Annotated in this window: 16 protein-coding genes; 3 read left to right on the forward strand and 13 right to left on the reverse strand. The window is 46.1% G+C overall.

Going from position 1 to position 14,065, the window contains the following annotated elements; all coding sequences use genetic code 11:
* Window positions 1–68: 68 nt before the first annotated feature.
* The 5 genes from ACEPPX_RS07640 to ACEPPX_RS07660 form a co-directional block, all read right to left on the reverse strand.
* Window positions 69–698 (reverse strand): site-2 protease family protein, encoded by a 630-nt coding sequence (locus ACEPPX_RS07640; RefSeq protein ID WP_416623548.1) that lies wholly within the window; start codon window positions 696–698, stop codon window positions 69–71.
* Between the two features lie 85 nt (window positions 699–783).
* Window positions 784–1,404, reverse strand: coding sequence for an L-threonylcarbamoyladenylate synthase (locus ACEPPX_RS07645; protein ID WP_047761015.1), 621 nt, complete (start codon window positions 1,402–1,404; stop codon window positions 784–786).
* A 180-nt stretch (window positions 1,405–1,584) separates the two neighbouring features.
* The gene (locus ACEPPX_RS07650; RefSeq protein ID WP_047761016.1) at window positions 1,585–2,421 is read right to left on the reverse strand and encodes a PHP domain-containing protein; all 837 of its coding nucleotides are present in this window, start codon (window positions 2,419–2,421) and stop codon (window positions 1,585–1,587) included.
* A complete protein-coding gene (locus tag ACEPPX_RS07655) occupies window positions 2,414–2,602 on the reverse strand; it encodes a hypothetical protein (RefSeq protein ID WP_416623549.1) in 189 nt (62 codons plus the stop codon). The genes ACEPPX_RS07650 and ACEPPX_RS07655 overlap by 8 nt, the downstream gene beginning before the upstream one ends.
* Complete coding sequence (locus ACEPPX_RS07660; protein WP_416623550.1) at window positions 2,586–2,819, reverse strand: RNA-binding S4 domain-containing protein; 234 nt, start codon at window positions 2,817–2,819, stop codon at window positions 2,586–2,588. The genes ACEPPX_RS07655 and ACEPPX_RS07660 overlap by 17 nt, the downstream gene beginning before the upstream one ends.
* Before the next feature lie 123 nt (window positions 2,820–2,942).
* Here ACEPPX_RS07660 and ACEPPX_RS07665 point away from each other — a divergent pair, with 123 nt between their 5' ends.
* Together ACEPPX_RS07665 and ACEPPX_RS07670 are read left to right on the forward strand one after the other, a co-directional pair.
* Window positions 2,943–3,113, forward strand: coding sequence for a hypothetical protein (locus ACEPPX_RS07665; RefSeq protein ID WP_416623551.1), 171 nt, complete (start codon window positions 2,943–2,945; stop codon window positions 3,111–3,113).
* Entirely contained in the window at window positions 3,110–3,877 is a 768-nt protein-coding gene (locus ACEPPX_RS07670) for a ParA family protein (RefSeq protein WP_416623552.1), read from the forward strand. The genes ACEPPX_RS07665 and ACEPPX_RS07670 overlap by 4 nt, the downstream gene beginning before the upstream one ends.
* Here ACEPPX_RS07670 and ACEPPX_RS07675 read toward each other — a convergent pair.
* The gene (locus ACEPPX_RS07675) at window positions 3,857–3,997 is read right to left on the reverse strand and encodes a hypothetical protein (RefSeq protein WP_416623553.1); all 141 of its coding nucleotides are present in this window, start codon (window positions 3,995–3,997) and stop codon (window positions 3,857–3,859) included. The genes ACEPPX_RS07670 and ACEPPX_RS07675 overlap by 21 nt on opposite strands.
* Before the next feature lie 177 nt (window positions 3,998–4,174).
* Here ACEPPX_RS07675 and ACEPPX_RS07680 point away from each other — a divergent pair, with 177 nt between their 5' ends.
* Window positions 4,175–4,846 (forward strand): glutathione S-transferase family protein, encoded by a 672-nt coding sequence (locus ACEPPX_RS07680; RefSeq protein WP_416623554.1) that lies wholly within the window; start codon window positions 4,175–4,177, stop codon window positions 4,844–4,846.
* Window positions 4,847–5,049: 203 nt separating this feature from the next.
* Here the strand turns inward: ACEPPX_RS07680 and phoR are convergent, their stop codons facing one another.
* The 7 genes from phoR to nuoL all read right to left on the reverse strand — a co-directional run bounded on the left by phoR (window position 5,050) and on the right by nuoL (window position 14,058).
* Entirely contained in the window at window positions 5,050–6,381 is a 1,332-nt protein-coding gene (phoR, locus tag ACEPPX_RS07685) for a phosphate regulon sensor histidine kinase PhoR (protein ID WP_416623555.1), read from the reverse strand.
* Between the two features lie 2 nt (window positions 6,382–6,383).
* Window positions 6,384–7,082 carry a phosphate regulon transcriptional regulator PhoB gene (gene phoB, locus ACEPPX_RS07690; RefSeq protein WP_047761022.1) on the reverse strand — a complete coding sequence of 233 codons (699 nt, stop codon included), beginning with the start codon at window positions 7,080–7,082 and terminating at the stop codon, window positions 6,384–6,386.
* A gap of 257 nt (window positions 7,083–7,339) precedes the next feature.
* The gene (gene proB / locus ACEPPX_RS07695) at window positions 7,340–8,470 is read right to left on the reverse strand and encodes a glutamate 5-kinase (protein ID WP_416623601.1); all 1,131 of its coding nucleotides are present in this window, start codon (window positions 8,468–8,470) and stop codon (window positions 7,340–7,342) included.
* Window positions 8,471–8,543: 73 nt separating this feature from the next.
* Entirely contained in the window at window positions 8,544–8,843 is a 300-nt protein-coding gene (locus ACEPPX_RS07700) for a DUF2818 family protein (RefSeq protein ID WP_416623556.1), read from the reverse strand.
* Between the two features lie 199 nt (window positions 8,844–9,042).
* Window positions 9,043–10,485, reverse strand: a complete 1,443-nt coding sequence (nuoN, locus tag ACEPPX_RS07705) for an NADH-quinone oxidoreductase subunit NuoN (protein WP_416623557.1) — start codon at window positions 10,483–10,485, stop codon at window positions 9,043–9,045.
* A 9-nt stretch (window positions 10,486–10,494) separates the two neighbouring features.
* Window positions 10,495–11,991: an NADH-quinone oxidoreductase subunit M gene (locus ACEPPX_RS07710; RefSeq protein WP_416623558.1), complete on the reverse strand. Its 1,497-nt coding sequence runs from the start codon at window positions 11,989–11,991 to the stop codon at window positions 10,495–10,497.
* 36 nt (window positions 11,992–12,027) lie between these two features.
* A complete protein-coding gene (gene nuoL, locus ACEPPX_RS07715; protein ID WP_416623559.1) occupies window positions 12,028–14,058 on the reverse strand; it encodes an NADH-quinone oxidoreductase subunit L in 2,031 nt (676 codons plus the stop codon).
* Between the last annotated feature and the right edge of the window lie 7 nt (window positions 14,059–14,065).

The raw sequence follows: 14,065 nt of genomic DNA on the forward strand, positions 1-14,065 counted from the left end.
ACACAGGCCGTCTGAAACTATTTTCAGACGGCCTGTGTGCTTTGAACTCTATCGGGCAAAGCAATATCTTATCTTACCAAGCTCAGCACCAGCGATACCAAAGGATGCATAATCGCACCAAGTACGCCGGTAAACATCATAATGACCAAAATCCACATACCGTAAGGTTCGATTTTTTGAAAAGCCATCGAAGCCTTAGGCGGCAGGAAAGTATCGACAAAACGCCCGCCGTCCAAAGGCAGAATCGGCAGCATATTCAATACGAACAGCAAAGCATTAATGGTAACGCCGAAATTGGCCATCTGAGTCAAAGGATATTGGAAACTGGCCGGCACCCAAGGTGCCAACATCATCACAAATGCCCAACCGAACATCATCACCAGATTGGAGAGCGGACCCGCAATCGCCACCATCCGCATACCGATACGGACATTGCGTAAATTTCTCGAAACCACAGGCACGGGCTTGGCCCAGCCAAACATAAAGCCGGTAGTAAAAAACAGCAAGGCAGGCACAACCACTGTACCAATCGGATCAATATGTGCCAACGGGTTCAGCGTCAGCCGACCCAATTGCTCGGCCGTACGGTCGCCGTAGTAACGCGCGGCATAACCGTGTGCGGCTTCGTGTACGGTTATCGCCAACAATACCGGCAGCACCGCCAATAAAAAAATACCTAAATTAAAATTACCACCCATTCGGGATTTCCTTTCTTAATTTTCAGACGGCCTGCCATATACAAGGCCGTCTGAAATATATTTCCACCAACAAAAACCAGTGTGCTTACAAACCGAATAAAGCCTTATCTCCCTTGCCCTCACGCACCAGCTCCACACCGTCTGTCATATCGATTACGGTTGTCGGATCAGTACCGCACCAGCCACCGTCTATCACCAAATCAACGCTGTGTTCGAGACGGTCACGGATTTCGTATGGATCGGACAATGGCTCGGCGTCTTCCGGCAACATCAACGTGCAGCTTAACATCGGTTCGCCCAGCTCCTGCAACAATGCCAAAGCGATTTTATTATCCGGCACGCGCAAGCCGATGGTTTTGCGTTTGGGGTGTAGCGTTCGGTTGGGTACCTCTTTGGTCGCCTGCATAATAAAGGTATAGCTGCCGGGAGTAGCCGCTTTCAGTTGGCGGAACTGGCTGTTATCGACTTTGGCATAAGTACCGAGTTCGCTCAAATCGGCGCACATTAAAGTGAGATGATGTTTTTGATCGATTTTGCGGATATTCAAAATACGCTCCATCGCATCTTTATCGCCAAGCTGACAGCCCAACGCATAGCAAGAGTCGGTCGGGTACACCACCACTCCGCCTTGTTTCACGATTTCCGCCGCCTGCTTAATCAGGCGTTCTTGCGGATTATCGGGATGAATGGCAAAAAATTGCGCCATAGTTTATGTTCCTTTATTCAATATTATCTGTTATGGGTATATTTGTAGCGGGATAAGGTTAATCATGCAAAGGCAAAGACATGAATCAGATTGTGTTATTTAAGTACGCTTTCACACCCACACTACTTTTTGCATCGGCAGGCCGTCTGAAAATATCCGACTACGGATGCTTATCATCAATTAGGTATCTCTAAAACATGTCCATACCGGCGTACAATTTTCCGGCAACGGCGGGCAAACGCCCAATACACCGCCGCTGTAATCGCCTTTACGGTGAAAATCGCTGCCTACGCTGGCCATCAAGCCGAAACGTTCAGCCAGCAAAGCATAATTGAGACGGTCGTTTTTATCGCAATTGCCGCTATGTATTTCGATACCGTGTCCACCCAATGATTTAAATTCTTCAAATAAATTGCGTTTGGCCGTTGCCGAAAAACCGTAACGCATCGGATGGGCAATCACCGCCAAGCCGCCGGCCGCTTTAATCGCTTCTACGCAATCGGCCAAACTTGCCCATTCGTGCTTTACGCCGGCCGGTTTGCCGTCCCCCAGATAGCGGGTGAACGCCTGCTGCTTGTTACGCACCACGCCTTGTGCAATCAAGAATTCCGCCACATGGGTACGCGATACCATCTCGGGATTGGCCGCCAACGCCAATGCACCGTCATATGCCCCTGTTATGCCTTTTTTTTCAAGCTTTTCGGCAATCTGTTCCAACCGTTTCAAACGGCCTTTACGCACTTCGGCCAAAAGGTGCTGCAATCCGCTATGATTGTCATCAAAATCCAAACCAACGATATGCACGCTACGATGCCGCCAAGTTACCGACACTTCTACGCCGTTGATAAAACGCATACCAAGAGCATTTGCTTGTGCGCGGGCTTCAGCCAAGCCGCCGGTATGGTCGTGATCGGTTAAAGCCAACATAGTACAGCCGTTGGCATGCGCCGAACGTACTACCTCGAACGGGGGCAAAGTGCCATCCGAAATATTAGAATGGCAATGCAAATCAATCATGATCGGCCTCTTTTTCGGCCTGCTGCTCCTTCAAAAGGCGTTGCTGCGCATCGTACCGGGCCTTTTCTTTCCAATAAATGGTTTGGATACACGCATCGCCGCACTCGCTACCGCAACATTCCCAATCCTCGGGACGTATCGGCTCAGGCAGCAGGTCTTCCGGTTTAAGCATCCGGGTCATAGCCGTTTTCCACTTCCAACACCGCTCCGGCAAATTCAATTACTTCGCCGCCGCGGATTTTAGCTGTTTTTCGGGTTTCCACTTCGCCGTTACGCAACACCTGCCCCTCGGCAATCACAGCCTTGGCCTGCCCGCCGCTCTCAGCCAAACCCGCAAGCTTTAGGAGGTCGCACAAGGCTATATATTCGTGGTCTTCAAGGTATACGGTGGCATACATGTTTTAAGTTCCGCAAAAATATATTTTAAGTTTCTGCCTGCGGGCGGCGCCCTAAGCAGAGATCGGGATATTGTATTTGTGTGCATTTTACGCGAAAACAAGGGAAGCGGCAGAATTGTGGGAATGTTTTCGAGACAACCCGGTATTCTATCAAGCCGCATCCCGAAGTTGCCGCCTACCCTCAAAACCAAACTTCATCTAACCCAACACAGTCTGCCTGCCGATACCCTTTTCAAACAAATAACGGTACAATTCACGCTGACCAAACGATTGCATGAAGACATAATGATATGAGCGCAAAAATCATCGCCGTTGCCAACCAAAAAGGCGGCGTCGGCAAAACCACTACTGTGGTCAACCTTGCCGCTTCGCTGGCCGATAAAAAACAACGTGTTCTCGTGATCGATCTCGACCCGCAGGGCAATGCCACTACAGGCAGCGGGATCAACAAAGGCAGCCTCGACGCCGGCGTCTATCAAGTGCTGCTTGGTGAAACCAGTGTTAAAGAAGCCGTTGTCAGAAGTGAGGCGGGCCGTTATGACGTATTGGCCGCCAACCGTGCTTTAGCCGGTGCCGAGATAGAATTGGTTCAGGAAATCGCCCGCGAGATGCGTCTGAAAAACGCATTGGCCGATATCAGCGCTGATTATGACTACATCCTCATCGACTGCCCGCCAACACTAACCTTACTGACACTCAACGGCTTGGTTGCCGCACAAGGCGTTATTGTCCCGATGGTTTGCGAATACTATGCGCTTGAAGGCATTTCCGACTTAGTCGCCACCGTCCGTAAAATCCGCCAAGCAATCAATCCCCAACTGGATATTCTCGGCATTGTGCGTACCCTTTATGACAGCCGCAGCCGCTTGGCGCAGGAGGTAACCGAACAGCTGCAATCGCACTTCGGTAAGCAGCTTTTTACCACTACGATTCCGCGAAACGTGCGTTTGGCAGAGGCTCCCAGCCACGGCCTCCCGGCTCTTGCCTATGATGCCAAGGCCAAAGGAACGCTTGCCTATCTCAACCTAGCCGATGAATTATTGGCGCGTACCCGCTAACCAAAAATCCGGAATATCAGGCAAACCGACATTCAGGCCGTCTGAAACCTTCAGACGGCCTGAATATTCCCCGCAACATATTGCAGCCACACTCCATAACCCAACCTGTCGCAAATCCACCTACGATATTTCGGCTTAGCCTGCTATTTTCAAACGCTTTTTATGCAGACTATTGAAAATAACAAAATATAATATTAACCTATCGAATTATTTCAATAAAATAACGGCAGCCAAACAAATAAGCCACAAAGGCCGCTGCTCCGACGTCACATTACGAAAATATAAAATGGGAAAAATATGCTGAAACTCCACGCCTTAGCGCAATCGCGCTCTTTACGTATCGTATGGCTGCTTGAACTCCTCGGTCTCGAATACACCCTTTGCCAACACGCACGCCACCCCGGCACCCTCTTAGCGCCAGATGCGCTTAAAAAAGTACATCCTTTAGGTAAAGCGCCGATTCTGCAAGACGGTGATATGATCTTGGCCGAAAGCGGTGCAATTACCGACTACCTTATCCAAACATACGGCAATGGCCGTTTCATGCCCGAGCGCGACCATCCCGATTATTGGCAATACCAACGCTGGCTGCATTATGCCGAAGCATCGTTAATGCCGCTGATGCTGATGTCGCTGGTATTCCGAAAAATCGAAACTGCACCGATGCCTTTTTTAATTAGGCCGGCGGCTAAAAAAATCAACGAGGAGGCGCAGTCTCGCTTTTTGCGCCCGCAAACTACCCAGCATCTACGCCATGTCGAACAAGCTTTAGAAGGAAAAAACTGGCTTATGGGGGACTTCATCAGCGGTGCCGATATCATGATGAGCTACCCTCTTCAGGCCGCAGCTGCCCGCTCCAGCCTCGGTATGTATCCCAACATCCGCAGCTATTTGGCACGCATTGAAGCCAATCCAGCCTACCAACAAGCTGTCGGCAAAGCCGGAAAGCCCATTCTGCAACTGGCTTGATCGATATACTGCCAATCTGATACGGCATGGCTCTGCATGAATTAGTGTAAGATATTCGACTTACTACCTGGTTCCGTATCAACATAACAGACACTAAACAAAGATGCCGCCTGTATTTTCAGACGGCATCTTTAATCAATATTTTTGTTTCAAAAATAAATTCATCCGACCCTACTCAAAAATTATTCAAAAAACAAAGCCCGTTAAGCACGAGAGGGAGGAACGGCTTGCTTAAATATCACTGAAAACTCACTGCCTACACCCACCTCACTAGTAATTTGTAATGCAGTACCATGCTCTGCCAAGGCATGCTTGGTAATCGCCAAGCCTAAGCCTGTCCCCCCACTGGAGCGGCTTCGTCCTTTATCGACCCGATAAAAACGTTCGGTCAAACGGGGCAGATGTTCGGCTGCAATACCAGGGCCGTTATCTTTCACAGAAAAGCGAATCGGCTGCAAGGTAAAAAGGTTCTCCGACGGAACCAGCTCTAAGCTGATTCGTATGTGCCCGCCTTCCGGTGTATAACGTACGGCATTGAATACCAAATTGCTCAGACCGTTATACAAATCGGTATAAATACCGCCTATCCACAAATCAGGGATAATATCGGTCTCAATAGTATGCTTGCCTGCCGACAGTGTCTTACCGTCTTCTGCCAACAAACCCACCAATGCGGATAAATCGATAGGAGTATGTTCGCCTTTTATGCCCGATTCCAAACGCGATAAAGTCAGCAGATCTGCCAATAGCGTTTGCATTCTGGTACCCTCTTTTTGCATCAAACCGATAAATTGCCGGGTTTGCTCACGGGGTAAATCAGGCATATCCGCCATGGTTTCTAAAAAACCGTTTATTACTGTTAAAGGTGTACGCAATTCATGAGATACGTTGGCGACAAAAGCTGTGCGTGTGGCATTAAGCTGCTCTGCCTCACTGATATCGCGGGTAATAAATAATTCTTCGTCTCCCTCGAATTCGACACGAGATACTAATAAAGTCCGCTCAGTTAACCCGCCGTTTTTCGGCATAGTGATTTTGATATCCGGCATTTCCTGAGGCGTATGCTGTAAATAATCCAAAAATGCGGGGGTACGCACCAAATTTTTCAAGATTCCCCCCCAATCGGAATGTGGGTTAAGATTCAAATGCTGCACGGCAAGCGAATTCATCCAAGTAATTCGCCCTTGTTTGTTAAGAATCAAAATACCGTTGGGAATGGTTTCTACCGCTCGATTAAAACGTTGCAAAGCCGAACCCAACTTTTGTTTGCGTTTTTTACGGCTTTTCGCTTGGCGCAGAAGCGTATTAAAAACTTGCGCCCACATGCCGTTTACTTGGGGAATACTGCTTATTTTTGGAGATGCCAGCCAGCCTACCAATTTGAAAATATAGTAAAACTGCCATATCAGCCACAAAGTTAACCAACAACAACAAAGCAGCAAAAGACCAGTTAGACCTTTTGCTGCATAACCTATCAATGCCAATACGGATAACCAAAACAAACCGTTAGCGATGTGTTTCCAAACAAATCCCACGTTCAGGCGGCCTCTTTATGTGAGAACCGATAACCGGCACCGCGTACTGTTTGTACAAACCGATCAAATCCCGTCGGTTCTAAAGCACGCCGCAAACGGCGTATATGTACATCTACTGTCCGCTCTTCAACAAATACATGATCGCCCCACACCAAGTCCAACAATTGGCGGCGGCTGTACACGCGCTCAGGGTGCGTCATAAAAAAATGTAACAGCTTGAATTCCGTAGGTCCGAAGCTGACAGGCTGTTCATTCCCATACACCCTCTGCTCAGCAGGGTCTAATTTCAAACCTTTAATCTCGATTATTTCACTAGTTTTTTGTGGTGCACGGCGACGCAACAAAGCATTGATGCGTGCAATCAATTCTCGTGGTGAAAACGGCTTGGTCAGATAATCATCCGCACCTTGGTTCAAGCCCTGCTCCTTATCAATATCTTCGCTACGGGCCGTCAGTAAAATAATTGGCAAATCTTTACTGCGCTCATCTTGCCGAAGCTGCTTGGCTAACTGAACTCCCGATTGTCCCGGCAGCATCCAATCCAATAAGGCAACATCCGGCAATGCTTGGTCCAGCTTTTGTCGGGCTGCTTCCGCGCTGGATGCAACTTCCACTTCAAAACCCGCCTGTTCTAAAGTAAACCGTATCAATGCTTGGATAGATTCTTCATCTTCAACTGCCAACACACGAACTTTAGCCATGCTTTTCTCCAATTATTTTAGGCAACCTAAAAGGTAGCGATCCAAATTCATTATGATGACAAGCATAACGCACTCAAATGACGCTAATGTGACAAGCAAGCAAACTATGACATTTTATTGAATATTTTGTGACACTGCCGCTGCTACTTAATACAACTCTTTGATCTTAATATCACACACATAAAATAGTCAGAATGATTCAACCGGCTGATACCTAAATGGTTCTGAAAATAATCTATGGCCGTCTGAAAACCAATTTACCACGGTCTGGCCATATTATCTCGGTGTATCAACTCGTCTTCCATGATATAGCCGATTTTAGCTTCAATCTGATCCGAAGGCGTACGCAGTATTTTTTGTGTTTCCGAGCTGCTGTAATTACACAAACCTCGGGCGATTTCCTTACCTTCTGCATTCACCACGGCAACTAATTCGCCGCGATAAAAGTGTCCCTCTACCCGAATACATCCTACCGGCAGCAAACTGGCATGCTTTTCTACAATTGCCCGCTCTGCACCTATATCTACGGTTAGTCTGCCGCAAAGTTGTACATGACCAAGCAACCATTGCTTACGGGCATTAATACGGTTATGTTCACTGGTAAACAACGTACCGATTGACTCTCCTCTAGCCAAACGTTCCAACACGGCCGGAACCCTCCCGCCAGCAACCACTGTAGCCGCACCGCTTAATGCGGCACGCTTGGCTGCCATAACTTTGGTATACATACCGCCGGTACCAACCGCACTGCCGGCTCCGCCTGCCATACGCTCTAAATCGGGGTGTTCCGCCGCAATACGCCCAATCAATTTCGCCTGTGAATTTTTACGCGGATCACTATCATACAACCCTTGCTGATCAGTCAGAATCACCAAAGCGTCGGCTTCCACCAAATTAGTGACCAAAGCTCCAAGCGTATCGTTATCCCCCAATTTGATTTCATCAATTGTAACCGTATCGTTTTCATTGATAATCGGTACAATCCCTTTTTCCAACAAAGTGCGTAATGTACTACGGGCATTCAAATAGCGGGTACGATTACTTAAATCTTCGTGCGTCAGCAAAACCTGGGCCGTCATGATACCGTAAGGAGCAAAAGCTTCTTCATAAGCTTGGGCAATCCCCATCTGACCAACTGCCGCAGCTGCCTGTAATTCATTGACCGCTTTCGGACGCTTGTCCCAACCCAAACGCTTGATTCCCTCTGCAATTGCACCACTGGATACAAAAATCACCTGTATACCTTGCGCTTTTAAGCCGGCAATTTGTGCAGCCCAATTACTCAATGCCTGTTTGTCCACTCCCTTACCTTCGGCAGTTACCAAACTGGACCCTACTTTGACAACAATCAAGCGGGCTTGGGAAAGATTTTCAATTGATTTTTGCATCATGCTATTCCGTGCGATTTCCGTAAAATCGATCAACAACCAACTTCAAGGCAATATTTTCAGACAGCCTATCCTATTCTTTGTGTTTACTATGCCAAAAATAGCGCCATACAAATGCAGGAAAGGCGCAAACCAAATATAGGCAGGCTACCGTTACATAAAACTCCCAATCTTGGGGGTGTACACTGCCGGCACGAGATTCCAATAAGCGGGCTAATAAGCCTGTAATAACAAAACCTACGGCCAATTCCGGCAGGTGATGGATAAAGCGTTTTTTTACCAATTTAAAAATACCGAAAAACCGGCTAGTCAAAAAAGGAGCATTAGCAAAAATCAATGCCAATATCAAAAGGGTATACATGGAAGCGGTCATCTTACAATTATCCTGAAATTTAAAACCGTGGCTTTATCAGTGTTACAGAACCAGATCAAACAGCTATCAAAAGATTCAAACAGATCAAGCATTATTGGTTATTAAGATGTCCAATAATATTCAGACGGCCTGTTACACAGGCTGTATCTTAGCAAAAACGGCAACCTTCGTGGGTTGCCGTTATCCAATATAGAAAATATTACAATGTGCTTTTCAATGCCTGAACACACCAATTCATCACACTTTGCGGCATTACGCCCCATACCAACAGCAATAATGCATTTACGGATAACAAAGCTTTGGCAAAAAAGTTACTACCCAAAGGCTCTTCATGTGTATTTTTATCGAAATACATCACTTTTACTACACGCAGATAATAGAAGGCACCAATCAGAGACATGACAACAGCAAATACTGATAGCCATACATAGCCTTGCTCCAACAGCGTTTTAATCACTGCAAATTTGGCATAGAACCCCATCAATGGCGGGATACCGGCCATTGAGAACATCGTCAGCAGCATCAAAAATGCATACCAGGCATTGCGTTGGTTCAAACCGGCTAAATCGCTGACTTCTTCGCATTCCAATGCTTCATTCGACAACAACATCAATACACCGAAACCTACCAATCCCATAACCACATAGGCAATCGCATAATACAGACCGGCAGTAAAGCCAACGGCACCAGCCATAAATGCCAACAAAATAAAACCCATATGAGAAATCGTTGAGTAAGCCAGCATCCTTTTGATATTGGTCTGCATGATAGCGACCAAATTACCCACCAACAATGAAACCACTGCTAAGATGGCCAACATTGGAGCCCAATCTTGAGAGACAGTACCCAAGCCGGTTTCTAAAATTCGGAAAGCGAATACAACTGCTGCAACTTTAGGTGCTGTACCGACAAAAGTCGCAACCGAGGTAGGCGCGCCCTGGTATACATCGGGTACCCACATATGAAAAGGTACGGCACCCAGTTTGAATGCAACAGCCACTACGATGAAAACTAATCCCAAGCGTAACAACCAAATATTAGATTGCCCTTCGTGTGCTGAAGCAAGTACAGAAGCGAACTCAAGTGAGCCGGTTGCACCGTATACCATAGAGATACCGTACAACAATAGACCTGAAGCCAAAGCACCCAGTACGAAATACTTCAGTGCTGCTTCCGCAGCATTTCCGGAATCCCGGCGCAAAGCAATCATAGCGTACAGAGAAAGTGACAACAATTCCAAGCCAATATATGCCGTAAGGAAATGCCCCGCACTCACCATTACGCTCATGCCAGTTAAAGCGAACAAGGCTAAGATATAAAATTCGCCATTAAAGATTTTTCGGCTTTGATTATATGGTTTGGCATAGATCAACATAGCAAACATTGCCGCATACATCACCATTTTGGAAAGCTGCGACATTCCGTCTGCAATATACATTCCACTAAACGTAGAAACGCTTTGCGGCATCCATACCATCCACTGGGTAGCGGCAGTTACAACCAGAGTAAGCAAGCTGAGAATATGGGTCAGATTACGATTCTTATCACTCGTCCACAAATCCACCAGCAATACGATACCCAATGCCGAAAGCAAAACAATTTCAGGCATGGCCGGGATTAAATTCAAATCAGTCCAGTTCATTCACACACCTCAAATCTTGCTTTGTGCTACTTGTACAATCAAGTCGTTGGCCGCTTGATGTACGACTTCAATAAAGGCTTGCGGATACAAACCCATACCCAAAACCGCCACAGCCAAAATCGCCAATACGGCAAATTCGCGGCAGTTGATATCTTTCATTTCTTTCACTTCGGGATTCGTAATCGGGCCAAAAATAACACGTTTATACATCCACAAAGTATAAGAAGCACCATAAATAAGTGTCAAAGCTGCCAAAGCACCAATCCAGAAATTTACTTCGACGGCACCCATAATTACCATAAACTCACCTACAAAGCCGGAAGTTGCAGGCAGGCCCGCATTTGCCATACCGAAAAGCATCATAAAGGCAGCAAATTTAGGCATAACATTTACTACACCGCCATAATCCGCAATATTACGAGTGTGTAACCGATCATACATTACACCGATACACATAAACATTGCTGCAGATACAAAGCCATGCGAAATCATCTGGATAATGGCGCCTTTGAGTGCCCAATCATTCAGATAGCCGCCACTAAATAAAAACATACCCAGCGTTACAAAACCCATATGGCTAATAGAAGAGTAAGCCACCAGCTTTTTCATATCTGTTTGCACCAGTGCCACCATACCGATATAAATCACCGCAATCAATGACAGTACAATAATTACCGGTGCAAAATACCGTGAGGCATCCGGCAATATCGGCAAAACAAAGCGAAGAAAGCCATAAGCACCAACTTTCAAAGTAATGGCAGCCAAAACCATCGAGCCACCTGTCGGTGCTTCAACGTGAGCATCCGGTAACCAAGTATGCACAGGCCACATCGGTACTTTGACAGCAAAAGATAAGAAGAAAGCAACAAACAACAACTGTTGGATGGTAAACGGAATTTGTTTCAAGTTTTGCAAATCAGTAATTGCAAAGCTGCCCCCGGCCTTGAAAGAAAGATAAATCAAAGCTACCAGCATTAAGAGCGAGCCTAATAAGGTATATAGAAACAGTTTTACGGATGCATATACACGACGTGGGCCACCCCACATACCAACGATTAGGTATAGAGGAATCAACATACCCTCAAAGAACACATAAAATAAAATCGCATCCTGAGAGGAAAAAGCACCATTAATCAAGCCCGACATAATCAGAAATGCCGCCATATACTGTGCTGGGCGCTTTTGAATAACCTCCCAGCCGGCAAGTACAACCATCAAAGTAATGAAGCTATTGAGAATAACAAACAATACCGAAATACCGTCCACACCTAAGGCATAATTGATATTAAGCGCAGGAATCCAGCTATGGAACTCTGTAAATTGGTAACCGCCGTTTAAACGATCAAAGCCTGTAAATAGAGGCAGCGTTATCAGAAAACCGGACAAAGCACCAATAAGGGCCAGAACCCGAGCGATGCCTGCACGGCTATCGGAACCGGTAGCCAATACCAGCACACCCGCTGCTATCGGCACCCAAATGGCCAAACTGAGTAAGTTATCAAACATATTCATAACCTGTTTATTCTAAGATTGATTCCTACATTACCCGGCAAACAAACGCCAGAACGTCATACCTACCAACACCAGCACACCGAAAACCATAGCTGCTGCATATGTGTAGATAAAACCGCTTTGCATTTTGCGGATTTGTGCGGCAATAGCACCCACAAATTTGGCCGAACCGTTCACAATACCATTGTCAATAATGGCGGTATCACCAACTTTCCAGAAAAAGTTACCTAATGCACGCGAACCCTTGGCAAAAACATTGAAATAAATAGCATCTAAGAAATATTTATTTTCCAAAATTTTATAAATAGGGCTAAATGCCGAGGCAATCTTCGCAGGTAAATGCGGAGCTTTCACATATAGAACCCACGCTAACAAGACACCGGCAATTGCCAAGTACAGAACTGGAGTATGCAAGCTGTGCGCTACCATTGCTAACGGTCCGTGGAACTCTTCTTTCAAAATAGCCATTGTAGGATGTAATTCGGTATTCACATAAATAGCATCTTTGAAGAAATCACCATACAACATAGGTTCGATAGCGAGATAACCGATAATGACGGAAGGGATGGCCAATAAGATTAGAGGTAAGGTAACTACCCACGGACTTTCATGGGGGTTATCGTTTTTACCTAAACCGTGGTGATGCCCATCGTCATGATGTGCATCATGATGCTCAGGCAAATCACGCCATTTTTCTTTACCGTGAAAAACCATAAAGTATTGGCGGAAAGCATAAAAAGCAGTTACGAATACACTAGCCAATACGGCAAAGTACGCAAAAGTGCTACCTGGCAATGTGCTAGCATGAGCCGCTTCAATAATTGAATCTTTTGAATAAAAGCCTGAGAAGAAAGGAGTGCCAATCAAGGCAAGATTACCCAACAGCATAGTAATCCAAGTAATCGGCATATATTTCTTCAGATTACCCATGTGGCGCATATCTTGATCATGGTGCATTCCAATAATGGCGCTACCGGCTGCCAAGAACAATAGAGCCTTAAAGAAGGCATGCGTCATCACATGAAACATAGCAATCGAGTATGCCGAAGCTCCTAAAGCAACAGTCATATAACCGAGCTGCGATAGCGTAGAATAAGCCACCACACGCTTGATATCGTTTTGAATGGTGCCCAAAAAACCCATAAACAAAGCAGTAATCGCACCGATCACCATAATTACGCTTAGTGCCGTCGTGCTTAATTCATACATCGGCGACATGCGCGATACCATGAACAAACCTGCTGTTACCATTGTAGCTGCGTGAATCAATGCGGAAATCGGTGTCGGGCCCTCCATGGAATCTGGCAGCCAAACATGTAAGGGAAATTGAGCTGACTTGCCCATAGCACCTACGAAAAGCAACAGGCAGGTTACCGTCATCAACGACCACTCAACACCAGGAAACAACTGAATAGTTGCATTTTGAAGATTAGGCAAATAAGCAAATACATCGGCATAACGCAGACTACCCCCGAAGTAAGCTAATACTAAGCCAATACCCAACAAGAAACCAAAGTCGCCAACGCGGTTTACTAAAAATGCTTTTAAGTTAGCAAAAATGGCACTCTCTCGCTTGAAATAAAAGCCGATCAGTAAATAAGACACTAAGCCGACAGCTTCCCAGCCGAAAAACAGCTGAATGAAGTTATTACTCATCACCAGCATCAGCATTGAGAAAGTGAATAAGGAGATATAGCTGAAAAAGCGTTGATAACCAACTTCTTCATCATGCATATAGCCGATAGTGTAGATATGTACCATTAGTGACACGCTGGTTACTACCACCATCATCATGGCAGTCAAACTATCTACTAAGAAACCGACTGAGAAATCCAAACCACCCATTGTCAGCCAGGTATAAACATTTTCATCGTATTTAGTACGGCTACCGTCAATAAAACCATACAACACATAAGCCGACAACACCGCAGAAACAGCTACGCCCAGAATGGTAACTGTATGTGCACCGGAACGACCGATTTTGTTGCCAAACAAACCTGCTATCAGCGAACCGACTAACGGTGCTAAGGCAATGGTCAGATATAAGCTCATATTATCCATTATTCTT

Origin of the sequence: Neisseria sp. S1 (assembly GCF_048060015.1) — a bacterium.
GTDB lineage: Bacteria > Pseudomonadota > Gammaproteobacteria > Burkholderiales > Neisseriaceae > Neisseria > Neisseria arctica.

Bases quoted from the DNA above. Each gene is read 5' to 3' on its own strand.
- ACEPPX_RS07640 (WP_416623548.1), bottom strand. From the start codon at position 698: ATGGGTGGTAATTTTAATTTAGGTATTTTTTTATTGGCGGTGCTGCCG.
- phoB (WP_047761022.1), bottom strand. From the start codon at position 7,082: ATGGCTAAAGTTCGTGTGTTGGCAGTTGAAGATGAAGAATCTATCCAA.
- ACEPPX_RS07680 (WP_416623554.1), top strand. From the start codon at position 4,175: ATGCTGAAACTCCACGCCTTAGCGCAATCGCGCTCTTTACGTATCGTA.
- ACEPPX_RS07665 (WP_416623551.1), top strand. From the start codon at position 2,943: ATGTTTTCGAGACAACCCGGTATTCTATCAAGCCGCATCCCGAAGTTG.
- nuoN (WP_416623557.1), bottom strand. From the start codon at position 10,485: ATGAACTGGACTGATTTGAATTTAATCCCGGCCATGCCTGAAATTGTT.
- ACEPPX_RS07650 (WP_047761016.1), bottom strand. From the start codon at position 2,421: ATGATTGATTTGCATTGCCATTCTAATATTTCGGATGGCACTTTGCCC.
- ACEPPX_RS07670 (WP_416623552.1), top strand. From the start codon at position 3,110: ATGAGCGCAAAAATCATCGCCGTTGCCAACCAAAAAGGCGGCGTCGGC.
- ACEPPX_RS07700 (WP_416623556.1), bottom strand. From the start codon at position 8,843: ATGACCGCTTCCATGTATACCCTTTTGATATTGGCATTGATTTTTGCT.
- ACEPPX_RS07645 (WP_047761015.1), bottom strand. From the start codon at position 1,404: ATGGCGCAATTTTTTGCCATTCATCCCGATAATCCGCAAGAACGCCTG.
- ACEPPX_RS07710 (WP_416623558.1), bottom strand. From the start codon at position 11,991: ATGTTTGATAACTTACTCAGTTTGGCCATTTGGGTGCCGATAGCAGCG.
- ACEPPX_RS07655 (WP_416623549.1), bottom strand. From the start codon at position 2,602: ATGACCCGGATGCTTAAACCGGAAGACCTGCTGCCTGAGCCGATACGT.
- proB (WP_416623601.1), bottom strand. From the start codon at position 8,470: ATGCAAAAATCAATTGAAAATCTTTCCCAAGCCCGCTTGATTGTTGTC.
- ACEPPX_RS07660 (WP_416623550.1), bottom strand. From the start codon at position 2,819: ATGTATGCCACCGTATACCTTGAAGACCACGAATATATAGCCTTGTGC.
- nuoL (WP_416623559.1), bottom strand. From the start codon at position 14,058: ATGGATAATATGAGCTTATATCTGACCATTGCCTTAGCACCGTTAGTC.